Annotated in this window: 20 protein-coding genes; 5 read left to right on the top strand and 15 right to left on the bottom strand. The window is 59.8% G+C overall.

Annotation, left to right across the window (positions count from 1 at the left end; translation table 11 throughout):
* Positions 1–296 precede the first annotated feature (296 nt).
* Positions 297–1,985, bottom strand: a complete 1,689-nt coding sequence (gene fadD2 / locus ODQ19_RS18060; RefSeq protein ID WP_330210801.1) for a long-chain-fatty-acid--CoA ligase FadD2 — start codon at positions 1,983–1,985, stop codon at positions 297–299.
* Positions 1,986–2,205: 220 nt separating this feature from the next.
* On the opposite strand from fadD2, the gene ODQ19_RS18055 reads away from it, so the two are divergent.
* Positions 2,206–3,150, top strand: coding sequence for an alpha/beta hydrolase (locus ODQ19_RS18055; protein ID WP_330210800.1), 945 nt, complete (start codon positions 2,206–2,208; stop codon positions 3,148–3,150).
* Between the two features lie 56 nt (positions 3,151–3,206).
* Entirely contained in the window at positions 3,207–3,677 is a 471-nt protein-coding gene (locus tag ODQ19_RS18050) for a MaoC family dehydratase (RefSeq protein ID WP_003193747.1), read from the top strand.
* A gap of 122 nt (positions 3,678–3,799) precedes the next feature.
* Here ODQ19_RS18050 and ODQ19_RS18045 read toward each other — a convergent pair whose 3' ends face one another.
* Positions 3,800–4,267, bottom strand: a complete 468-nt coding sequence (locus ODQ19_RS18045; protein WP_330210799.1) for a ferritin-like domain-containing protein — start codon at positions 4,265–4,267, stop codon at positions 3,800–3,802.
* A gap of 204 nt (positions 4,268–4,471) precedes the next feature.
* Between ODQ19_RS18045 and ODQ19_RS18040 the strand changes: the two genes are divergently transcribed.
* Both ODQ19_RS18040 and ODQ19_RS18035 read left to right on the top strand, forming a co-directional pair.
* Positions 4,472–4,708, top strand: coding sequence for a DUF3820 family protein (locus ODQ19_RS18040; protein ID WP_008056784.1), 237 nt, complete (start codon positions 4,472–4,474; stop codon positions 4,706–4,708).
* 10 nt (positions 4,709–4,718) lie between these two features.
* Positions 4,719–5,894, top strand: coding sequence for an aminotransferase class V-fold PLP-dependent enzyme (locus ODQ19_RS18035; RefSeq protein WP_330210798.1), 1,176 nt, complete (start codon positions 4,719–4,721; stop codon positions 5,892–5,894).
* Positions 5,895–6,099: 205 nt separating this feature from the next.
* Here the strand turns inward: ODQ19_RS18035 and ODQ19_RS18030 are convergent, their stop codons facing one another.
* The 3 genes from ODQ19_RS18030 to zwf are packed head-to-tail and all read right to left on the bottom strand — an operon-like array spanning position 6,100 to position 8,949.
* Positions 6,100–6,765 carry a bifunctional 4-hydroxy-2-oxoglutarate aldolase/2-dehydro-3-deoxy-phosphogluconate aldolase gene (locus ODQ19_RS18030; RefSeq protein ID WP_026067364.1) on the bottom strand — a complete coding sequence of 222 codons (666 nt, stop codon included), beginning with the start codon at positions 6,763–6,765 and terminating at the stop codon, positions 6,100–6,102.
* A gap of 17 nt (positions 6,766–6,782) precedes the next feature.
* The gene (gene pgl, locus ODQ19_RS18025) at positions 6,783–7,496 is read right to left on the bottom strand and encodes a 6-phosphogluconolactonase (RefSeq protein WP_116666713.1); all 714 of its coding nucleotides are present in this window, start codon (positions 7,494–7,496) and stop codon (positions 6,783–6,785) included.
* On the bottom strand, positions 7,483–8,949 hold the full coding sequence (gene zwf, locus ODQ19_RS18020; protein ID WP_330210797.1) for a glucose-6-phosphate dehydrogenase: 1,467 nt from the start codon (positions 8,947–8,949) through the stop codon (positions 7,483–7,485). Before zwf ends, pgl begins: the two co-directional genes overlap by 14 nt.
* 220 nt (positions 8,950–9,169) lie before the next feature.
* Here zwf and ODQ19_RS18015 point away from each other — a divergent pair, with 220 nt between their 5' ends.
* On the top strand, positions 9,170–10,030 hold the full coding sequence (locus ODQ19_RS18015; RefSeq protein WP_169856377.1) for a MurR/RpiR family transcriptional regulator: 861 nt from the start codon (positions 9,170–9,172) through the stop codon (positions 10,028–10,030).
* A 113-nt stretch (positions 10,031–10,143) separates the two neighbouring features.
* Here ODQ19_RS18015 and ODQ19_RS18010 read toward each other — a convergent pair whose 3' ends face one another.
* From ODQ19_RS18010 to ODQ19_RS17965, 10 genes are all read right to left on the bottom strand, one after another.
* Positions 10,144–10,989, bottom strand: coding sequence for a D-hexose-6-phosphate mutarotase (locus tag ODQ19_RS18010; protein ID WP_116666712.1), 846 nt, complete (start codon positions 10,987–10,989; stop codon positions 10,144–10,146).
* Positions 10,990–11,087: 98 nt separating this feature from the next.
* Positions 11,088–12,437 (bottom strand): carbohydrate porin, encoded by a 1,350-nt coding sequence (locus ODQ19_RS18005; protein ID WP_014719665.1) that lies wholly within the window; start codon positions 12,435–12,437, stop codon positions 11,088–11,090.
* A gap of 204 nt (positions 12,438–12,641) precedes the next feature.
* Complete coding sequence (locus ODQ19_RS18000; RefSeq protein WP_330210796.1) at positions 12,642–13,802, bottom strand: ABC transporter ATP-binding protein; 1,161 nt, start codon at positions 13,800–13,802, stop codon at positions 12,642–12,644.
* A gap of 2 nt (positions 13,803–13,804) precedes the next feature.
* Positions 13,805–14,650: a carbohydrate ABC transporter permease gene (locus ODQ19_RS17995; RefSeq protein WP_003193763.1), complete on the bottom strand. Its 846-nt coding sequence runs from the start codon at positions 14,648–14,650 to the stop codon at positions 13,805–13,807.
* The gene (locus ODQ19_RS17990) at positions 14,643–15,551 is read right to left on the bottom strand and encodes a carbohydrate ABC transporter permease (RefSeq protein WP_003193765.1); all 909 of its coding nucleotides are present in this window, start codon (positions 15,549–15,551) and stop codon (positions 14,643–14,645) included. The genes ODQ19_RS17995 and ODQ19_RS17990 overlap by 8 nt, the downstream gene beginning before the upstream one ends.
* A 167-nt stretch (positions 15,552–15,718) precedes the next feature.
* Positions 15,719–17,005 (bottom strand): ABC transporter substrate-binding protein, encoded by a 1,287-nt coding sequence (locus ODQ19_RS17985; RefSeq protein ID WP_116667695.1) that lies wholly within the window; start codon positions 17,003–17,005, stop codon positions 15,719–15,721.
* A gap of 104 nt (positions 17,006–17,109) precedes the next feature.
* Positions 17,110–18,369, bottom strand: coding sequence for a D-mannose isomerase (locus ODQ19_RS17980; RefSeq protein ID WP_330210795.1), 1,260 nt, complete (start codon positions 18,367–18,369; stop codon positions 17,110–17,112).
* 220 nt (positions 18,370–18,589) lie between these two features.
* Positions 18,590–19,414 carry an ATPase gene (locus tag ODQ19_RS17975; protein WP_330210794.1) on the bottom strand — a complete coding sequence of 275 codons (825 nt, stop codon included), beginning with the start codon at positions 19,412–19,414 and terminating at the stop codon, positions 18,590–18,592.
* A 127-nt stretch (positions 19,415–19,541) separates the two neighbouring features.
* Positions 19,542–20,540 (bottom strand): NAD-dependent epimerase/dehydratase family protein, encoded by a 999-nt coding sequence (locus tag ODQ19_RS17970; protein WP_330210793.1) that lies wholly within the window; start codon positions 20,538–20,540, stop codon positions 19,542–19,544.
* A gap of 52 nt (positions 20,541–20,592) precedes the next feature.
* Positions 20,593–21,486, bottom strand: a complete 894-nt coding sequence (locus ODQ19_RS17965; protein WP_330210792.1) for a LysR family transcriptional regulator ArgP — start codon at positions 21,484–21,486, stop codon at positions 20,593–20,595.
* Positions 21,487–21,500 lie beyond the last annotated feature (14 nt).

The raw sequence follows: 21,500 nt of genomic DNA, 5'->3' as shown, positions 1-21,500 counted from the left end.
TCAAGCAGGCCTAGAAGTCACAAAGCGCGCCGAGAGTAGCAGCTTTGCCAAGGGCCGCCTAGAGCCAAAAGAGGGCCCTACAGTCATAAACATGACTCAAGAATATCCAATGGTCACTTTTAGAGCAAAAATTCTATAACACCAAAAATGGCTCTAGAACAGGCTTTCAAGGGCGAAAAATACAGTGTGGGAGCTGGCTTGCCTGCAACAGCGGTGGACCAGTCAATTCAACAGGCGCCTGAAACACTGCTATCGCAGGCAAACCAGCTCCCACATTTTTTGGACCCTATTTCAATTCAAGCGATCTCGCGCAGCTCCCGGCGCAAGATCTTGCCCACCGGTGTCATCGGCAACGACTCCCTCAACACAATATGCTTGGGCACCTTGTACCCCGTGAAGTTGGCCTTGCAATATGCCTTCAGCTCCTCAAGGCTCACCCCCTGGGCCCGTGCCACCACGAACAGCTTCACCGCCTCCCCCGTGCGCTCGTCCGGCACGCCGATCACGGCGCAGTTGGCCACGGCCGGATGGGCCATGATCACGTCTTCAATTTCGTTGGGGTACACGTTGAAACCCGAGACGATGATCAAATCCTTCTTGCGATCCACAATACTGATGTAGCCATCGGTGTCGATCACCGCGATGTCACCGGTCTTCAACCAGCCATCGGCGTCCAGGGTTTCGGCGGTGGCGGCCGGTTGCTGCCAGTAGCCCTTCATCACTTGTGGGCCCTGGATGCACAGCTCGCCGCGCTCGCCCAACGGCAGTTCTTGCCCCAGGTCATCCACGACTTTCATCGCCGTACCCGGCACCGGGATGCCCACGGTACCCAGGCGCGACAGGCCGCCGTACGGGTTGGTACTGGCCACTGGCGAGGTTTCGGTGAGGCCGTAGCCTTCGCCGATGGCGCAGCCGGTCAGCGCCTCCCAGCGTTCCGCCGTGGACTTGACCAGGGCAGTGCCTCCGGAGTTGGTGATCTTCAGGTGGGAGAAATCCAGGGTCTTGAAATCCGGGTGGTCCATCAGCGCCACAAACAGTGTGTTCAGCCCCAACAGGCCGGAGAACTGCCACTGCTTGAGCTCCTTGATAAACCCGCCGATGTCCCGTGGGTTGGTGATCAGCACGTTGTGGTTACCGGAGACCATCATGCACATGCAATTGGCCGTGAATGCATAGATGTGGTACAGCGGCAGCGGTGCAATCATCACCTCCTGCCCTTCCTTGATCAGCGGATGGCCGTCGTCGCCCAGTTGCGACATGCACGCCCGCACCTGCTGCATGTTCGCCACGAGGTTGCCGTGGGTGAGCATCGCGCCCTTGGCCAGCCCAGTGGTGCCGCCGGTGTATTGCAGCACGGCGACGTCGTCCAGGGTCACCGGATGGCGCGTCACTCCAAGGCCCGCGCCCATGCGCAGGGCGCGCTTGAACGACACCGCCCGCGGCAGGTGGTAGGCCGGGACCATCTTCTTGACTTTGTCGACCACGGTGTTGACTAGCCAGCCTTTGGCGGCGGGCATGAAGTCGCCCATCTTGGCTTCGATCAGGTAGTCGATTTCGGTGTCGGTGCACACCTCCTGCACCCGCGAACCGAACAGGTTGAGATAGACCAGCGCCCGCACACCGGCATCCTTGAACTGGTGGCGCATCTCGCGCGGGGTATAAAGCGGGTTGGTGTTGACCACGATCAGCCCGGCGCGCAGTGCGCCGAACACCGCAACCGGGTAATGCAGCACGTTGGGCAGCTGCACCGCGATGCGCTCACCGGGCTTGAGGTCGGTGTGCTGCTGCAGGTAACCGGCAAACGCCGCACTCTGGCGCTCAAGGTCAGCGTAGGTAAGGGTAATGCCCATGCTGCTGAATGCCGGACGGTCGGCAAAGGTCTTGCAGGAACGCTCGAAGACCTCGATCACCGACTTGTAGGTGCTGAGGTCGATGGCATTGGGGACTCCCGCCGCGCGTTTGTCATTCCAGAAATCAGGTTGCATTATTCTTGTCCTCTTTACCTGAGTGTGTCCGGCCGCTGCCATGCAAAATGTGCAGCAATAAGAAGCGGAGCTTTGGGGAAGTTAGCAGCTATGGCCAAACAGGCAAGATGCGCAACTGTGTCATTGATTGTATGAATCTTGTACCTAAGGTGTAGGCAGATACCCCGCCCCTCGCCGGATGAGCTATACAATGCAACCACCCTGAGCAAAGGAAGCCGCCATGAACCACAGCACCTTCTGGCTGACCGCGAACGACCACACCCGTCTGTACGTCAACCAATGGATGCCCGACGGCCCGCCCAAGGCCGTGGTGATGATCTCCCATGGCATGGCCGAGCATGGCGGCCGCTATGCGCGCCTGGCACAGGCATTGTGTGAGGCAGGCCTGGGTGTGTATGCGCTGGACCAGCGCGGGCATGGCCGTACCGCAGAGGCCGGCACCGTTGGGCTGTATGCCGAAACGGATGGCTGGAACAAAGTAGTGGGCGATCTGGCCAGCCTTAATCAGCACATCGGCCAACAGCATCCCGGGCTGCCGATCATCTTGCTGGGCCACAGCATGGGCAGCTATATCTCCCAGGCATACTTGCTGCATCACAGCGCCAGCTTGCATGGCGCAATACTCAGCGGCTCGAATTTCCAGCCGGTGGCGCTCTACCGTGCAGCGCAAATCATTGCGCGCATCGAGCGAGCACGCCAAGGCCTGCGAGGACGCAGTGCGTTGATCGACTTCTTGTCGTTCGGTTCATTCAACAAAGCCTTCAAACCCAATCGCACCAAGTTCGACTGGCTCAGCCGCGACCCGGCTGAAGTGGACAACTACATCAACGACCCACTTTGTGGCTTCCGTTGCACCAATCAACTGTGGATCGACCTGCTGGGCGGCTTGCAGCAGATCAGCAAAGTCTCCAACCTGGCGCAGATCGATCCTGGCCTGCCGATCCTGGTGATGGGCGGCGATTGTGATCCGGTGAGTGAAGGCAAGCGTCTGAAAAACCTGGCCCATGCCCTGCGTGAGGCCGGTTGCCAGGACGTGCAATTGACGCTCTACCCGCAGGCGCGCCATGAAGTATTCAACGAAACCAACCGTGATGAAGTCACCGCCGACCTGCTGGCCTGGCTCGAACAGGCGCTGGCGTTGCGCAGGCCCACCCGCTGCGAATAGTTTTTGCTTTAAAATCAGCCGATTAATTACCGTTAAGCCACAGGATGCACCTTGAGATGACCCAGGTAACCAACACCCCGTACGAAGCGCTTGAAGTGGGCCAGACTGCCAGCTTCAGCAAAACCGTCGAAGAGCGCGATATCCAGCTGTTCGCCGCCATGTCGGGTGACCACAACCCGGTGCACCTGGACGCTGAATACGCCAAGGCGACCATGTTCAAGGAGCGGATTGCCCACGGCATGTTCAGCGGTGCGCTGATCAGCGCGGCAGTGGCCTGCGAGCTGCCTGGGCCGGGTACGATTTACATCGGCCAGCAGATGACCTTTCAGAAGCCGGTGAAGATCGGCGACACCCTGACCGTGCGCTTGGAAATCCTCGAGAAACTGCCGAAGTTTCGCGTGCGCATTGCCACTCGAGTGTTCAACCAGCGTGATGAGCTGGTAGTCGATGGCGAAGCGGAGATTCTGGCGCCACGTAAGCAGCAAGTCGTGACCTTGACCGAGCTGCCGCCGATCAGCATCGGCTGATCTGGGCTCCAGCCTTTGCATAAAACAAATGTGGGAGCGGGCTTGCTCGCGAATGCGGTGTGTCAGTCAATACAACAGTGACTGACCTACCGCTTTCGCGAGCAAGCCCGCTCCCACGGGTCTTACGACTGAGCGCGAGCCTGGTTACGCAGGGCTTTTACCTGGTCGTGGTTGCGCTGTACACCGTGGTACTGACGCTCAACCAAGTCACGAATGCCCAGCAGGTTGTGCTTGTTGATCTTCTCGATCGCTTCCTTGTAAGCCTTCAGTGCGTGGTCTTCACCGCGCTCGGCTTCGTTCAATACGGCCTCTTCGTCCTTGCCGGTGACCATCGACTTCACGTCGACCCAGCCACGGTGCAGGGCGCCGGCCATGCTGCCGGAATCTTCAGGATCGCCACCCAAGGCACGCACAGCCGTTTTCAGTTCAGCGGCGGCTGTCGCGCAATCAGCGGAGCGCTTGGCAAACAGAGCCTTGAGTTCTGGATGCTTGATGTCTTCAGCGCATTCCTTGAAACCCTTTTGGCCGTCGATGCTGGTCTCGATCAGGTCGTTTAGTACGGAGATCGATTCTTTGTTGATATCAGTCATTTTTCAATTCCTTGTACGGTTTAGAAGGTTGCCTTGGTTATTGCAGTGCCCGTGCCAGGTTTTCAAAAATAATTTTTATGTTTATTTTCAATAGTTTACGAATTATTGAACCATCTGTATGTTGGTTATTTGCATGATCTGTCATTTGGCCTTCATGCAGAATGCCTGTATTTTCGAAAGCCTGGCCTCAACCTTACGACGCTCATGAATCCCGAAAAACTCGAACTGCTCATCACCCGCCAAATGCCCTTCGGCAAATACAAGGGCCGGATCATTGCCGACCTGCCTGGGCCCTACCTGAATTGGTTCGCCCGCGAAGGTTTCCCCCACGGCGAACTGGGCGGTTTGCTGGCCTTGATGCAGGAAATCGACCACAACGGTCTGTCCGAATTGCTCGAACCGCTGCGCGCCAAACACGGTAAACCTGCCCCCCGCCACTAAGAGACTCACCATGCCAAGGAATGCTGATAACGAACCGCACTGGCACGCCATCGCCCAGCGCTATGAGTGCGAGCCCGGCCCGATCAACCTGGAAAACGGCTACTTCGGGCGCATGAGCCGGGCGGTGCAGGCCCAGTACCTTGAGTACATCAGCTTTATCAACCGCAGTAACTCGGTGCATGTGCGCCAGCGTTTTGAGCAGGGTGAAAACAACGAGATACGCCGCCAGTTGGCCGGGTTGATTGATGTCGACCCCGAGTCGGTGGCTTTCACCCGCAACGCCACCGAAGCCTTGCAGTCGCTGATCCGCAACTACAACCGCCTGCAACCGGGCGACCAAGTGCTGATCAGCGACCTAGAGTACGACACGGTCAAAGGCGCCATGCGCTGGTTGGCAGCGACTCGCGGTGTGAAAGTAATAGAGGTGTCCCACACCCACCCGGCCAGTTTCGACAGCCTGGTGCAGACTTATCACGATGCGTTTGTGCAGTACCCGCGCCTGAAATTAATGGCCTTGACCCATGTGACCCACCGTACGGGCCTGGTCATGCCGGTTGCGGCCATTGCCAAGGCCGCGCGCGAACGGGAAATCGACGTGATCCTCGACGGCGCCCACGCCTTGGGCCAGATCGAATTCAACCTGGCCGAACTGGGCATTAAGTTCGCGGGCTTCAACCTGCACAAGTGGATCGGCGCGCCGCTAACCCTGGGCTTTTTGTACATCGCACCGGAGCGCCTGGCCGATATCGACCCGGACATGGGCGAGTTCCATTACCCAGCCACCGATGTGCGAGCGCGTACGTCCTACAGCACGTCGAACTTTCCGGCGCTGATGACCTTGCCTCTGGTGTTTGAAGAGCATCGACAATTGGGTGGCGCTGCGGCCAAGGGCGCACGCGTCAATTACCTGCGCAACCTGTGGGTAAACCAGGTACGGCCGTTGCCGGGAATTGAAGTGCTGACCTCGGATGACCCGCGTCTGTATTGCGGGATCACAGCCTTCAAGTTCATCGAGCGTGATCAGCAGGCGATGGTGGACCGGTTGCTCAAAGAGCACGGCCTGTTCACCACTACGCGCACGGGGGCAGCGTTTGGCACCTGTATCCGGGTGACGCCGGGGCTGGTGACATCGGCGGCGGACATCAAAGCGCTGGTCCACGCAATCACCCAACTAAACAAAGATTAAAACTGTGGGAGCGGGCTTGCTCGCGAAGGCGCGATACCAGTCACTAGATGCGTTGACTGACCCACCGCATTCGCGAGCAAGCCCGCTCCCACATTTGGATCCAGGGTGGTTTTGAGGCTTTTTACAGGCAAAAAAAAGCGGCACACCGACCAAGTGCGCCGCAAAAATGCCGTTAAGCACAGCAACAACGATTCGATAAATCCGTTCAGTCCAGCAGCGCCAGCGCCTGGGCAGTGACTTCCTGGATACGCGCCCAGTCGCCGTTCTTGACCCACTCCGGATCCAGCATCCAGCTGCCCCCCACGCACATCACGTTTTTCAACGCCATGTAGCTCTTGATGTTGGCTGGGCCAACACCGCCAGTCGGGCAAAATTTCACTTCGCCGAACGGGCCGCCAAGGGCCTTGATGGCAGCAACACCACCGCTGACTTCAGCCGGGAACAGCTTGAAGCGGCGATAACCCAGGCCGTAGCCTTCCATGATACCGGAGGCGTTGCTGATGCCCGGCAGCAGCGGGATCGGGCTGTGCACCGAAGCTTCCAGCAAGTCACGGGTGATGCCGGGGGTGACGATAAATTGCGAGCCTGCCACTTCTGCCGCTTCGAGCATGTGACGGTCGAGCACGGTACCGGCACCGGTGCACAGCTCAGGACGTTGCTCGCGCAAGACCTGAATGGCCTTGAGGCCGAACTCGGAACGCAGGGTCACTTCCAACGCGGTCAAACCGCCAGCTGCCAGGGCATCGGCCAGGGGCAGGATGTCCTGTTCGCGGGCGATGGTGATCACCGGCAGGATCCGCGCCTTGGCGCAGAGGCTGTCGATCAAGGCAACTTTATCCGCCATGGACACGGTCGGTTGAGGGCTTTTCATAGCGGCTGATCCTTGGCTCATGGGCACCAGTAAATCTCTAGAGTAGGTTGCAAAAACGCGCGAATCGGCATGGCAGCAACATCGTCGCTGGCCAGGGCGGCGCTCAAGGTGGTCAATTTCGAACTGCCGGAAATCGACAGCACGGTGTAGTCGGCCGTGGCCAGCAACGCACGACTCATGGTCAGGCGCTGGTGCGGCACCGTGGGCGCAAGCATCGGCCAGCAACGGCGGGTACCGTCGGCCTTCAGCGCGTCACTCAGGTTGGGGCTGTTGGGGAACAGCGATGCGGTGTGGCCGTCATCGCCCATGCCCAACACCAGCACATCAATGGCTGGCAACTCGCCCAGCAGGCGATCGGCCTGCTCGGCAGCATCTTCAAGGTTGGCAGCGGGGCTGTACAGGCTCAAGAACTTCGCCTTGGCCGCCGGACCTTGCAGCAAATGTTGCTTCAACAGGCCAGCATTGCTGTCGGCGTGTTCGACCGGCACCCAGCGCTCATCGGCCAGAGTGATGGTGACCTTGGACCAGTCCAGGCCCTGCTTGGCCAGGTTCTGGAAAAACGCCACGGGGCTGCGGCCACCGGACACCACCAACGTCGCCTCGCCACGGGCACTGATGGCCGCGCGCAGTTGTTCAGCCACGTCATTGGCCAGGCCATCGGCCAGCAGCGCAGGCGTACGGTACTCATGGGCAGTGACGCCCTGAGGCAGTTTCAATTCAGATATCGCCATACCACGACCTCCCATCCCGCGTGATCAGTGCAATGGAGCTCATCGGCCCCCAGGACCCCGCCGCATACGGCTTGGGCGCATCACCGGATTTTTTCCACCCGGCGATCAGTTGGTCACACCACTTCCACGCGGCTTCGATTTCATCTTTGCGAACAAACAGGTTCTGATTGCCGCGCATCACTTCCAGCAACAATCGCTCGTAGGCATCGGGGATGCGTGCGCTGCGATAGGTGTCGGAAAAATTCAGTTGCAGTGGCCCGCTACGCAGTTGCATGCCCTTGTCCAGGCCCTGCTCCTTGGTCATCACACGCAAGGAAATACCTTCATCCGGCTGCAGGCGGATGATCAGCTTGTTGCTGATCTGCAGGCGCTGCTCGGGAGCGAAGATGTAGTGGGACGGTTCCTTGAAGTGGATAACAATCTGCGACAGCTTTTGCGGCATACGCTTACCGGTACGCAGGTAGAACGGCACGCCGGCCCAACGCCAGTTACGGATATCAGCACGCAGGGCAACGAACGTCTCGGTGTCGCTCTGGGTGTTGGAGTTGTCTTCTTCCAGGTAACCCGGCACGGCTTTACCGGCGCTGTAGCCGGCGATGTACTGGCCACGGACTACCTGGGTGGTCAGGCCCTCGGGACTGATCGGCGCCAGGGCCTTGAGCACCTTGACCTTCTCGTCGCGGATGCTGTCGGCAGACAGGTCGGCGGGCGGGTCCATGGCAATCAGGCAAAGCAGTTGCAACAGGTGGTTCTGGATCATGTCGCGCAACTGGCCAGCCTTGTCGAAGTAACCCCAACGGCCTTCGATGCCAACCTGCTCGGCCACGGTGATTTCCACGTGGGAGATGTAGTTCTGATTCCACTGGGTTTCGAACAGGCTGTTGGCGAAACGCAGGGCGATCAGGTTCTGCACCGTCTCTTTGCCCAGGTAGTGGTCGATGCGGTAGGTGCGGTTTTCCGGGAAAAACTGCGCCACGGCGTCGTTGACCTTGCGCGACGACTCCAAGTCCGAACCGATGGGTTTTTCCAGCACTACGCGGGTATTTTCCGCCAGGCCGACCTTGGACAGGTTTTCGCAGATCGCGCCGTACACCGCCGCCGGGGTGGCGAAGTAGGCAATCAGGCGCTGATCGCTGCCGGCTTTTTCGGCCAGGGCGACGTAGTCGTCGGCTTTCATGAAGTCGACATGCACATAAGCCAGGCGTGCGAGGAAACGCTGGGCCACGGCTTCGTCGAGCTCCTTGCCGACGTATTTACGCAATTCTTTTTCGATATGGGCCAGGTGTTGCTGCTCGGAGCCGGCCTCACGGGCCAGGGCCAGGATGCGTGTGTCGTCGTGCAGCAACCCGGCGCCATCGAGTTGATAAAGGGCATGAAATAACTTGCGCAGCGCCAGATCACCCAAGGCGCCAAACAGGGCAAAGGTGCAGGGTTCCACGGTTATCGAAGGCATGATGTTTGTTCTTTTATCAAGTTAAGCTACAAATACCTTTTTTCAAGGCATCACTCAAGGAAAAATGTAGTAATAACCACAACATTTTCCCGAAATACGCATTGCGAGTGGTGGTGTTCAGCTACCCTCAGTAGGATAGGCCACCGCGAAAAGCCACTCATCGATTGGTTACCGCCTTTTTATTTGCATCGTCGCCCGAAGGAAAGACTGAATGGACCGCGTGCGAAATCTTCTGGAACAGATCCGGAACCGCCTCGAAGAATTGAACAAGGCCGAGCGCAAAGTCGCTGAAGTGATCCTGCTCAACCCGCAGCAGGCCACACGCTTCTCGATCGCCGCCCTCGCCCAGGCCGCTTCGGTCAGTGAACCGACGGTCAACCGTTTCTGCCGTTCGTTCGGTGTCAGCGGTTACCCTGAACTTAAATTGCAGTTGGCGCAAAGCCTGGCCAGTGGCGCCGCGTATGTCAGCCGCGCCGTGGAGGCCGATGATAACCCCGAGGCCTACACCCAGAAGATCTTTGGCAGCGCCATTGCATCCCTGGACAGTGCGTGCCAGGCCCTGGACCCGGCGCTGATCAGCAAGGCCGTGGACTTGTTGATCCAGGCGCGGCAAATCCACTTCTTTGGCCTGGGTGCTTCGGCTCCCGTGGCCATGGATGCGTTGCACAAGTTCTTCCGCTTCAACCTGGCGGTGACCGCCCATGCCGACGTGCTGATGCAACGCATGATCGCCTCGGTGGCGCACACCGGTGAGTTGTTCGTGATCATTTCCTACACCGGCCGTACCCGCGAACTGGTGGAAGTGGCGCGTATCGCTCGGGAAAACGGTGCGTCAGTGCTGGGCGTAACCGCCGAGAACTCGCCGCTGGCCAAGGCCAGTACGGTGAGCCTGAACATCCCGTTGCCGGAAGACACCGATATCTACATGCCGATGACTTCTCGGATTATCCAGTTGACGGTGCTGGATGTGCTGGCGACCGGCATGACCTTGCGTCGCGGGGTGGATTTCCAGCCGCATTTGCGCAAGATCAAAGAGAGCTTGAATGACAGCCGGTATCCGGTGGGGGATGAGTTCAACTAGCAGGCAGCTCTACCAGCAGTACCGGCCCTATCGCAGGCAAGCCAGCTCCCACAGGGGGATGCATTCCAAATGTGGAAGCTGGCTTGCCTGCGATAGCGCCATCAGCCACACCGCTAAACGCCAGCCCTGGCCTGCAAACTCAAATGGGCCCTCTCCCCCGGCGCCAGGCTCGCCGCCGCCATCGCCGCCTCTACGCACACAAACCCTGACGCTTCGTTAAAGCTCACACCCAACAGCGGCCGGCTCCCCGGGTGCCACACCACCGTGTCGGCGCTGTCGCCAGTGTCGATGCACAGTTCACGCTGCCAGGCGTGGTCCTTGAGCTGCAATTCGCCCTCATGCTGGAACACCCGCTGGCATCCGCCATCGACCCGCAAGTCACCTTCCTGCTGGCAAACCTGGCGATTGAGCTGGTCGTAACCTTGCGCCCCTTCAAGCCCAGACAGCGCTACCTCATCAACGTGACCAATACGCCAGTAAGCGTGCAATGCATGACTCAACTGGCACGGCAGCTCGTCGTGATGCTCGGTGCTCAGGCGCAGTTCCAGGGTGTCGCCCAGGTGCGCGTGCAAATCCACCTGCCAGTCGCACAGTTGCAATTGCCAGTGCAGACGCACGCCGTCGTCATCGGTGCTGCTGTCGAGCAGTTTCCAGTCGATCAAGCGCGCCCAACCGTGGGAAGGCCAGGCATTTTCGCTGGGGTGGCGGCCATACCACGGCCAGCACACCGGTACGCCACCACGGATAGCCCCGACTTGCGGCCATTTGGCAGCACACCACAGCCACGGCTTCTGGCCCGTAGGTTGAAAGTGCAGCAATTGCGCACCCTGGCGACTGAACACCGCCTGGCACAGGGGGTGGTCGATCACCAACACATCGCGCATCTGAAAGCGCTCCCAGGCGAACACCGGTCGCTCGCGCAGGGATTTGAAAAAGCGTTGCAGCGGTTGCTCATGCATGTGCACAGGTTCCGAATATCACAGTGCAAGCCAAAAAAAAGCGGATAGCCATGGCTACCCGCAAATGCGCACAGAGAGAGGAGCTTATCGCAACAGCGTTAGAACGTAGACTGAATTTTCAGGCCGGCGACCAAGGCGTTGTCGACTTGATCCACACCACCTGGGTGGGTGATGTATTGCAGGTTAGGGCGTACGGTCAGCCAATTGGTGACATGGAAGCCGTAGTTGATTTCGTAGTTGTACTCAGTGCCTTGCAGTGGCATGTAACCCGCCTGGCTGTAGTCAGTGAAACCACCGGCCGCGTTACGCAGCTCTGCGGTTTTCTTCACGTCATCGTTGACATGGATACGGGCAAAACCGATGCCGATGTCATCCTTTGGACGCGCATCGAACGGGCCTTTGTACACAAACATCAGCGACTGATAGTTGTCGATGAAGTTGGTGTCCTTGTCGTGGAAGGTGACGTTGGCCGCAACGTTCAGACCACGGGAGGCATCACCATTGTGAGTGGTGAGTTGCTGTTGCACCACGCCCCAGTAGCCGCTTTTGCTGTTGCGAACGCGCAGGGCATCGCCAGTGGCGCCAGCGTCGCCGCCGTTGACGTCTTCGCGCACATCGTCAGCGTCCGCCGTGCTCTTGTAGTAACCCACGCGGTATTCACCCGGCAGGCCATTGACCTTCGGCGACCACACCAATTCAACTGGCAACACGGTGCCCTTGGTGCCGCTGCCGCTGAGCTTGAAGCCGTTGCCCATTTCGGTTTGCGATGGGTTCTGGTTGTACGCGCCAATTTGCGCATACAGCTCAGGCGTGATGTGGTATTTCACACGCAGAGCGGCCTGGCTGACGGGCCAGTTGTACCAGATGTTGGTGGCCCAGTTACCCACTTGGGAACCGCAGAACGCCAGGTTCTGGAACTCGCAGGGGAAGGTGTTGAAGTCTTCGCCTTCACCGAAGTAACCGGCTTTTACGTCCAGCTTGCCGTCGAGGAACTGGTGCTGGATCCACAGTTGGGTCAGACGCACCATGTGGCCACGGCCATACACTTCCTGCGATGAACTCAAGGTGCCGGCACGCGGGTCGCCAATACGGTCATTGGAGATGTTCTCGCCATTACGGTTGGTCAACTGGATCTTGGCCTGGGTGTTATCCCAGCCCCACAGTTTTTGCAGGTCCAGCGCCACGCCCAGACCGAACTGGTCGGAGTAGCGACCGGTCTTGTCGTCGTTGTAGCCGCCGTGGGCGTTGTAGCCCATCTCGCCCACGTAGTCGGCCTTGATGTCGATACCTTGCTCGATCAGCTTGGTACGCTCGCCGCCCCAATCACCGGTCATCCACTTGGAATCGGCGCTGAATGCATCGGCCGCCATCGCATTGGCGGACAATACAAGGGCTGCTGCCGCTGACAGTTGGCAGATCAGCCGGGTGTTGTTGTGTTGCTTTTTCATCCCTACATCCTCGTCTTTATTGTTATTAAACTGTTTTTATCTAACGCGGGTTACATTTTTTTAGCCAAAACAACAAGTTAACCATTTATCACATTACTGTAGGAGCGAGCTTGCTCGCGAAAAACTCAAGGTCACTGCGTTCATCCAGGATGCCCGCGTTACCGTTAACGACCTTCGCGAGCAAGCTCGCTCCTACACGATGCTTTAGCGACCCTTGAATTGGGTCACGTTGTCGGCATGCCCCTGTGCCGGCACCGCAGCAGCAGTCCCCAATCGCTCACCGGTCTTGGCGTCAAACAGCAACACCTTGGCCGGGTCGAATTGCAGCGTCAGGGTCTCGCCCACCTGCGGCGCGACGTCCGGCGCCAAACGGCAGCAGACCTTGGTGTCGTTGAGCTGCACAAACACCAGGGTGTCCGGGCCGGTGGGCTCGGTCACCTGCACTTCGGCGCGAATGCTCGACGAGCCATTGCCCTCGCCCGCTGCCAGCACGATCTGCTCCGGGCGCAGGCCCAGGATCACATCGCGGTCTTCAAGCCCTGCGTCATTCATGCCCAGCGCCAACTCGCAACGGGCCTGGCCGCTGTCGAGCAGTGCGACCAGACCACCGTTCTGGCGTTTTAGGCGCATGGGAACGAAGTTCATCGGTGGTGAACCGATAAAGCTTGCCACAAACAGGTTGGCCGGGTCGTTGTAAATTTCCTTCGGGGTGCCGAATTGCTGGATGATGCCGTCCTTCATCACCGCCACTTTGTCGCCCAGGGTCATCGCTTCGATCTGGTCGTGGGTCACGTAGACGGTGGTGGTTTTCAGACGCTGGTGCATCAGCTTCATTTCGGTGCGCATCTCGACGCGCAGCTTGGCGTCGAGGTTGGACAGCGGTTCGTCGAACAGGTAGATCTTCGGCCGACGCGCCAGGGCACGGCCCATGGCCACGCGCTGTTGCTGGCCACCGGACAACTGGCCCGGCTTGCGGTTGAGCAGGTGTTCGATCTGCAGCAACTTGGCTACGCGCGCCACTTCGGCGTCGATGTCGGCTTGCGGCATCTTGCGGATCTTGAGGCCGAACTCGATGTTCTCGCGCACGCTCATGGTCGGGTACAGCGCGTAGGACTGGAACACCATGGCGATGTCGCGGTCCTTGGGGCTCATGCCGCTCACGTCTTGATCACCGATCATGATCGCGCCGCCGGTGATGGTCTCAAGGCCAGCGATGCAGTTCATCAGCGTGGATTTACCACAGCCCGACGGGCCGACCAGGATGAGGAACTCGCCTTCCTTGATCGACAGTTCGATGTTCTTCAAGGTGTCGGGCAGGCCGGCGCCATAGGTCTTGTTTACATTGCGAAGTTCAAGCGTAGCCATGATTACCCCTTGACCGCGCCGGCCGTGAGGCCGCGCACGAAATACTTGCCTGCGATCACATAGACCAGCAGGGTCGGCAGCCCGGCGATCATCGCCGCCGCCATATCCACGTTATATTCCTTGGCCCCGGTGCTGGTGTTGACCAGGTTGTTCAGCGCCACCGTGATGGGCTGGGAGTCGCCGCTGGAGAACACCACACCGAACAGGAAGTCGTTCCAGATCTGGGTGAACTGCCAGATCAGGCAGACCATGATGATCGGCGTCGACATCGGCAGGATGATCCGGCGGAAGATGGTGAAGAACCCCGCTCCGTCCAAGCGTGCTGCCTTGATCAGCGCATCCGGGATGCTCACGTAGTAGTTACGGAAGAACAGCGTGGTGAACGCCAGGCCGTAGACCACGTGGATAAACACCAGGCCGGTAGTGGTGCTGGCCAGGCCCATCTTGCCGAGGGTGAACGACGCGGGCAGCAGCACGGTCTGGAACGGCAGGAAGCAACCGAACAACAACAGGCCGAAGAACAGCTGCGAACCGCGGAAGCGCCAGAACGACAGCACGTAGCCGTTCAAGGCGCCGATGGCGGTAGAGATCAGCACAGCAGGAACAGTGATCTTGATCGAGTTCCAGAAGTAGCCATCCACGGTGGCCCAGGCTTTCACCCAGCCGATGCCGCTGACCACGGTGGGCCAGCTGAGCAGGTTACCGGTGCTGATGTCTTCCGGGGTCTTGAAGCTGGTGAGCAGCATCACCACCAGCGGCACCAGGTACAGCAGCACCGCCAGGATCAGCACCGCGTAGATCGCGATGCGGCTCAGGCTGATGGCAGGTTTGGCGGCGAGACTAGTCATTACGCTTGGTCCTCAGCTCGGAATACAGGTACGGCACGATGATCGCGAGGATCGCACCGAGCATCAGGATTGCACTGGCCGAGCCCATGCCCATCTGGCCGCGACTGAAGGTGAACGAGTACATGAACATCGCTGGCAGGTCGGAGGAGTAGCCCGGGCCGCCTGCGGTCATTGCCGCCACCAGGTCGAAGCTCTTGATCGCAATGTGCGCCAGGATCATCACCGCACTGAAGAACACCGGACGCAGGCTGGGCAGCACCACGCTCCAGTAGATACGCGGCAGGCTCGCGCCGTCGATCTGCGCAGCACGGATAATCGACTGATCAACACCGCGCAGGCCGGCGAGGAACATCGCCATGATAAAGCCAGAGGCTTGCCACACAGCGGCGATCACCAGGCAGTAGACCACGCGGTCGGGGTCGATCAGCCAATCGAGACGGAAGCCTTCCCAGCCCCAGTCCCGCAGGAGTTTGTCCAGGCCCATGCCCGGGTTGAGCAGCCATTTCCAGGCGGTACCGGTGACGATCATGGAGAGCGCCATCGGGTACAGGTAAATGGTGCGGATAAAGCCTTCGCGGCGGATTTTCTGGTCGAGGAAAATCGCCAGCAGCACGCCGATCACCAGGGTGATACCGATGAACATGCCGCCGAACACGGCCAGGTTCTTGCTCGCTACCCACCAGCGGTCGTTGTCGAACAGCCGCTGATACTGTGCCAGGCCCGCCCATTTGTAGCTGGGCAGGAAGGTCGAGGTGGTGAACGACAGCACGAACGTCCACAGGATGTAGCCATAAAAGCCCACCAGCACGATGAACATGCTCGGCGCCAGCACCAGTTTAGGGAGCCAGCGCTGCAGCACATCGAATGGCGAGGCCTTGCTGAACACAGCAACAGAACTCATGGGAAAATCCAGTACAGGGAAAAAGGACTACAAGGTGAACCGTCTGGTACGCGGTTCGTGTGGGAGCGGGCTTGCTCGCGAAAGCGGCAGGTCAGTCACCAAACATGCTGTCTGATACACCGCTTTCGCGAGCAAGCCCGCTCCCACACAAGCCCGCTCCACAGCTGTTACTTGGCCGACTTGATCGCCGCGCCGAGCTTCTTGGCCGTGTCGGCCGGGTCGGCTTTCGGGTCGTTGATGTAGTTGGTCACGACATCGAAGAACGCACCCTGTACCGCCAGGGTCGTGGCCATGTTGTGGGCCATGCTCGGCTGCAGGCCCCCGGTCTTGGCGTCGGCCAAAAAGTCCTTGGCGGCGGTCTGGGCACAGGAATCAAAGCCGTAGGATTCCATCTTGGTCAGCATGTCGTTACGCACAGGGATCGAGCCCTTGTTGATGCTGAACACCTTCTGGAAGTTTTCACCCAGCACGACTTTGGCAATGTCCTGCTGGCCCGCGGCAGTGCCTTTGTCTTTCTGCTTGAACACCGCCAGGGAGTCGATGTTGTAGGTGAAGGCCTTATCAGTGCCCGGGAACGCTACGCACTCATAATCCTTGCCGGCAACTTTCTTGGCCGCGGTCCATTCGGACTTGGCCCAGTCACCCATGATCTGCATGCCGGCCTTGCCATTGATGACCTTGCCAGCTTCCAGGTTCCAGTCCTGGCCCTTGCCGTCGACGTCCATATAGGTCGCGACTTTCTTCAGCTCGGTGAGGGCCTTGACCATTTCCGGGCCGGTCAATGCGCCGTTATCCAGGTCGACCAGGGCTTTCTTGTAGCCATCAGCGCCCATTACCGAAAGCACCACCGCTTCGAACACGGTGCTGTCCTGCCAAGGCTGGCCGCCGTGGGCGAGCGCAATGAAGCCTGCAGCCTTGAGCTTGTCGCCCGCTGCGTAGAATTCTTCGAGGGTGGTTGGGTTCTTGGTGATGCCGGCTTTCTTGAAGACTTCCGGGTTGATCCACAGCCAGTTCACGCGGTGGATATTCACCGGCACGGCCACGTAGTCACCGTCGTATTTCACGGTGTCGGAGACTTTCTTGTCGAGCAGCGAATCCCATTTTTCTTCTTTGGCGACGTCTTTGAGCACGTCGGTGTCGAGCAGGCCAGTAGACGCCCATTCCTGGATGTCGGGGCCTTTGATCTGGGCAACGCCTGGCGGGTTACCAGCAACCGCGCGGCTTTTCAGCACGGTCATGGCAGTGGCGCCACCGCCGCCTGCTACAGCACCGTCTTTCCAGGTGAAGCCGTCTTTCTCAACTTGGGCCTTCAGGACATCCACAGCCGCTTTTTCACCGCCGGAGGTCCACCAATGCACCACTTCCACCGTACCTTTGGAGTCGGCGGCAAATGCACTGAGGGGGAACAACGAGGCAATGGAAATAGCGACGGCGAGGCGATTAATCGCGTTCATCTGAGTACCTTTTCTTGTTGTTATGCATGCAAGTCTAGAGCTTGCGCTGCACGGAGTTTAAACATGGATTTTCAGGGCGCAGGTAACAAAGGGACGTACAAATGTCACCACTTGGTGACATAGCATCCACTGCCCAATGCACTGGCCAAGCTGGGTGCCAAGGGCAGTGCAGGCAGCACTACCGCTTGCCAGGCATGGTACAGGTCAGGTTTGCCGCCCCAGATTTTACTGCTGGGTTGGTTGTGCGGGCTGAGTTCGTGGTGCCAACTGCCCTGGAGCCGGTCGATGAAGTGGGTTTCGCAAAACTCCCAGAAACGTCGGTACCAGGTTTCGTAATGCAGCTCACCAGTACGTTTGAGCAGCGCCTGAGCAGCGGCGCTGGCTTCGGCATGGGTCCAGTGCAGGCGCTCGCGTACCACCGGGCGCAGGTTCCAATCCAAAGTGTAGACAAGGCCCGGCGCACCATCCACCGCCCAGGCGTACTCGCAGGCACTGGCGAACAGGCCTTTGGCGTCGCTCACCAGCCAGTCCGGCGTGGCCAGCTTGGCCTCAAGGCGCGCAGCTTCCAGGTGCAGCAGCAACCGCGCCCATTCAAAACCATGGCCTGGGGTGATGCCGTAAGGGCGAAAGCCATCGGCGGGATTGTCTTGGTTGTAACCGAGCAACGGCTTCCACTGCGCGTCGAAATGTTCGATCACCATAAACTGGTTGTCGGCGGCGTGGGTGTGGATCACCCGCTCGACGATACGCAGCGCGCGGTCCAGCCAGCGTGTATCACCGCTGACATCGGCCAACGCCAGGAAGGCTTCGGTGGCGTGCATGTTGCTGTTGGCGCCACGATAGGCTTCGACGCCGCTCCAGTCCCGGGCAAAGGATTCGAGCATGACGCCCTCCTCTTCGCTCCAGAAGAACTGGTCGATGATATGGACGGCGTCGTTCATTAATGTGCGCGCACCCGGCGCGCCGGCCACCACGGCAGAGCTGGCGGCGAGGGCCACGAAGGCGTGCAGGTAGGCGGCCTTGCCGGTGTTGCCATCAGCCGCCTGGGGCGCGGCGAACCAGCCACCGTGCTCACTGTCGCGCAGCGGGCCGCTGAGCGCTGCCACACCGTGCGCTACCAGCTCGGCATAACCCGGCAACCCCATGGCATGGGCCATGGCAAAGCTGTGGGTCATGCGCGCGGTGTTCATGGTTTCGGCTCGAGCATTGGCCGGCAACTGGCCTTTATCGTCAAGGTTGCCGAAACCGTCCGGCAGGCGCGACGCCTTGGCGAACGCCAGCAGGCGCTGGCCTTCGGCGGCGAGCCAAGCGTGATGGGCTGGTGCATTCAGCCAACTGCTGGCAGGCAGTGGGTGGGTGGTCATGGGTGGCCCTTATTGTTTTTTTGGGATGACCGGAGTCTAAACAAGGGCGTGGGATGGGCAAGTAACGAAGGGGAGAAGAAATGTCACCGAGCGGTGACAATCCATGTAGGAGCGAGCTTGCTCGCGAAAAACTCACAGGCACCGCGTTCATTCAGCAAGTACCCGTTATCGTTAACGTTTTTCGCGAGCAAGCTCGCTCCTACAGAGGGCGATTTTGCGTTCATTGACCCAGTGGCGTGGCCGCAGCAGGCGCATTGAGGCGCTGATTCAAGTTCTGCACCTGGCTCTGCAAGGTGGTGATATTGCGCGTGGTCTGGATGCGGAACACGTCGAATTCCTTGTTGGTCGGCGCGTCGATATTGGCCGGCTGGTTTTCCTGGGCGCTCTTGAGCACCAGCACGTCCTGCTCGAGACGGGCGATGGCCGCGCTTGGGTTGCCTTGTTTCTTCAAGGCCGCCACATCGGTGGCCAGGCCCTTGCTCTCGGCCTGTGCTGCCGTGAGGCTGGCGACCGCGTCAGTGAGGGCCTGCACCTGGCCTTGCAGCTTGGTATTGGCCGCTGTCAGTTCGGTGGTGCTGGCACTCATCTGGGCCAGGCGGTTGTCCAGTTCGGTGGCTTGACCCGCGACGCCCAACTGTTGCTTGCCCTGCTCCTGCAACTGGGCTTCCAGCTGCTTGATCTGCAGCTTCAAGGCTTCGCTGCCGTTGTTCACATTGGCTTCGCTGGCCACGACCTTGCCGGAAATCGCCTGCAGGCGCCCCGCCGCTTCCTCGCTGATGCGGGCAAAGCTTTCCTGGGTGGCAACCAACTGCTGGCCCATCAGGGAGATCTGCTGGAAGCTCCACCAGGCCAGGCCCGCAAAGGCAATCAACAGCGCGCCGACCAGTGCCCACAACGGGCCAGTGCTGGCGCTCTTGACCTTGACCACGGGCGTCGTTCGCGAACGCACCGACGTCGCGGGGGTCGGCACGAAATCATCGTCATCCCCAAGATCGGCCCGTAGGCTGGGAACGTTGTCGAAGTCGTCTTTAGCATCGTTACGCATGAATCTACCCTGAATCAATGAGATGGCTGGCTGCAAAGCCGAGCGGCAGGAGTATAAACCGCACTCCCGGCGCATGGATCGACTCGGAACCTGGAATTGGGTTCCCGAAGTGTTGCTGCTTATGAGCTTATTGGCGGCCCGGGTCCTGGGCTTTCCACCAGCTGCAGAACTCGTCGAGCGCGGCCCACAGGCTGATCTTGGGCTCGTAGTCGAGATAATGCCTGGCGCGGCTGATGTCGAGGGTGAAATCTTTGTTCATCACCTGCATGCCCAGGCGCGACAATGCCGGTTCCGGCCGCCCCGGCCACATCGCGCAGAAGGCTTCATTCAAGGCCGCCACGCTGTAAGACAAACCGTAGGAGCGGTAACGGGTCACCTGGGGCAGCTCCATTTGCCGCATCACGTAGTTCACCACATCCCAGATCGGCACCGGTGCGCCGTTGCTGATGTTGTAGGCTTTGCCCAGCGCAGAGCCTGTGGCGAGCAAACTGCTGAGCAGCGCCTCGTTAAGGTTATGCACGCTGGTGAAGTCGACTTTGTTCAAGCCGTCGCCGACGATCGCCAGGCGGTTCTTGCGCTGCATTTTCAGCAGGCGCGGGAAGATGCTCATATCGCCGGCCCCGGTGACAAAGCGCGGGCGCAGGGCGATCACTTCCAGGCCGAACTCCTGAGCGCCAAAGACCTTCTGCTCAGCCAGGTACTTGGTAGCGGCATAGGGATGCTTGAAACGCTTGGGCACTTGTTCTTCGGTGAGCCCCAGATGGTCGCGACCGTCAAAGTAGATCGACGGCGACGACAGGTGCACCAGGCGCCCGACGCGCTGTTTCAGGCAGGCTTCGACGACGTTTTCGGTGACCAGCACGTTGTTCTGATGGAAGTCCTGGTACTTACCCCACAGCCCGACGGCGCCGGCGCAATGCACCACGGCTTCGATATCGCGGCACAGGTCGCGCACCAGGTCGGCGTCATTCAAGTCACCCTGGATAAACTCGGCACCGCGCCGTACCAGGTGCTCCACACCCTCGGCGCGCCGCCCGTTGACCCGCACGTCCAGGCCTTGTTCAAGGGCGAAGCGCGCAAAGCGCCCGCCAATGAAGCCGCTTGCGCCGGTGACCAGAATTTTCATGTCGTACTCCGTGTTCTTTCGTTTTTCATCGCTCTTGCCTTGACGCGCGCCATCACTCCAACGGCACCAACCAATGGCCACACACATCGGCCAGATGGTCAGTCAACAAGCCCAACAGTTGCCCACCACTGCGCCAATGATGCCAGTACAGCGGCACGTCGATGGGCTTATCTGGCAATAACTCGACCAGCACGCCGGTTTCCAACTGGTCACGCACCTGTAATTCAGGTACCAGGCCCCAGCCCAGACCGGCTTCCGTCAGGCGGATAAAACCTTCGGACGACGGGCATAGATGGTGTTCGAAACCACCGTCTACCCCCAGGGACGCCAGGTAGCGGTGCTGCAGGAAATCATCCGGGCCGAACACCAGCGCAGGCGTGCGCGCCAATTGGTCAGCCCGCACGCCCCCAGGAAAATGCCGCGCCAGAAAGGCCGGGCTGGCCAGGGCCCGATAACGCATGGCGCCCAGCAACAGGCTGCGGGCACCGGCCACGGGACGCTCGCTGGCGCAAATGCAGGCCGCCACTTCACCGGCGCGCATGCGCTTGAGGCCCACGGTCTGGTCTTCGACCACCAGGTCCAGCAGCAAATGCTGTTCGGCGCAGAAGTCGCTGATCGCCTCGGCCCACCAAGTGGCAAGGCTGTCGGCATTCAGGGCAATGCGCAGGCGCTCGGGCATGCCCTCCTCGTCCAGGGCCGGCACCTGGCTTTGCAGGTCACGCTCCAGCAAGCGCACCTGTTGCACATGGTTGAGCAAGCGCCGGCCGATATCGGTGGGCGTCGGCGGCGAGGCGCGTATCAACACCGGCTGGCCAATGCGCGCTTCCAATAGCTTGATGCGTTGAGAGATGGCTGACTGCGACAGCCCCAGCACCTGGGCACCGCGCTCAAAGCCGGCTTGTTCCACCACCGCCGCCAGGGCAGAAAGCAATTTATAGTCGAACATCAGTTTCTCTAATG

The organism is Pseudomonas sp. AM4(2022), from assembly GCF_036346515.1.
Classification (GTDB): Bacteria; Pseudomonadota; Gammaproteobacteria; order Pseudomonadales; family Pseudomonadaceae; genus Aquipseudomonas; species Aquipseudomonas paracarnis.
This window is presented reverse-complemented; position numbering and strand designations above follow the sequence as displayed.

Excerpts from the sequence above, each read along its gene's own strand:
- ODQ19_RS18005 (WP_014719665.1), bottom strand. The coding sequence starts at position 12,437 with ATGAAAAAGCAACACAACAACACCCGGCTGATCTGCCAACTGTCAGCG.
- ODQ19_RS17985 (WP_116667695.1), bottom strand. The coding sequence starts at position 17,005 with ATGAACGCGATTAATCGCCTCGCCGTCGCTATTTCCATTGCCTCGTTG.
- ODQ19_RS18035 (WP_330210798.1), top strand. The coding sequence starts at position 4,719 with ATGCCAAGGAATGCTGATAACGAACCGCACTGGCACGCCATCGCCCAG.
- pgl (WP_116666713.1), bottom strand. The coding sequence starts at position 7,496 with ATGGCGATATCTGAATTGAAACTGCCTCAGGGCGTCACTGCCCATGAG.
- ODQ19_RS18040 (WP_008056784.1), top strand. The coding sequence starts at position 4,472 with ATGAATCCCGAAAAACTCGAACTGCTCATCACCCGCCAAATGCCCTTC.
- ODQ19_RS17975 (WP_330210794.1), bottom strand. The coding sequence starts at position 19,414 with ATGCGTAACGATGCTAAAGACGACTTCGACAACGTTCCCAGCCTACGG.
- ODQ19_RS17990 (WP_003193765.1), bottom strand. The coding sequence starts at position 15,551 with ATGAGTTCTGTTGCTGTGTTCAGCAAGGCCTCGCCATTCGATGTGCTG.
- ODQ19_RS18050 (WP_003193747.1), top strand. The coding sequence starts at position 3,207 with ATGACCCAGGTAACCAACACCCCGTACGAAGCGCTTGAAGTGGGCCAG.
- ODQ19_RS18000 (WP_330210796.1), bottom strand. The coding sequence starts at position 13,802 with ATGGCTACGCTTGAACTTCGCAATGTAAACAAGACCTATGGCGCCGGC.
- ODQ19_RS17970 (WP_330210793.1), bottom strand. The coding sequence starts at position 20,540 with ATGAAAATTCTGGTCACCGGCGCAAGCGGCTTCATTGGCGGGCGCTTT.
- fadD2 (WP_330210801.1), bottom strand. The coding sequence starts at position 1,985 with ATGCAACCTGATTTCTGGAATGACAAACGCGCGGCGGGAGTCCCCAAT.
- ODQ19_RS18055 (WP_330210800.1), top strand. The coding sequence starts at position 2,206 with ATGAACCACAGCACCTTCTGGCTGACCGCGAACGACCACACCCGTCTG.
- ODQ19_RS18030 (WP_026067364.1), bottom strand. The coding sequence starts at position 6,765 with ATGAAAAGCCCTCAACCGACCGTGTCCATGGCGGATAAAGTTGCCTTG.
- ODQ19_RS18045 (WP_330210799.1), bottom strand. The coding sequence starts at position 4,267 with ATGACTGATATCAACAAAGAATCGATCTCCGTACTAAACGACCTGATC.
- ODQ19_RS17965 (WP_330210792.1), bottom strand. The coding sequence starts at position 21,486 with ATGTTCGACTATAAATTGCTTTCTGCCCTGGCGGCGGTGGTGGAACAA.
- ODQ19_RS18010 (WP_116666712.1), bottom strand. The coding sequence starts at position 10,989 with ATGCATGAGCAACCGCTGCAACGCTTTTTCAAATCCCTGCGCGAGCGA.
- ODQ19_RS17995 (WP_003193763.1), bottom strand. The coding sequence starts at position 14,650 with ATGACTAGTCTCGCCGCCAAACCTGCCATCAGCCTGAGCCGCATCGCG.
- ODQ19_RS17980 (WP_330210795.1), bottom strand. The coding sequence starts at position 18,369 with ATGACCACCCACCCACTGCCTGCCAGCAGTTGGCTGAATGCACCAGCC.
- zwf (WP_330210797.1), bottom strand. The coding sequence starts at position 8,949 with ATGCCTTCGATAACCGTGGAACCCTGCACCTTTGCCCTGTTTGGCGCC.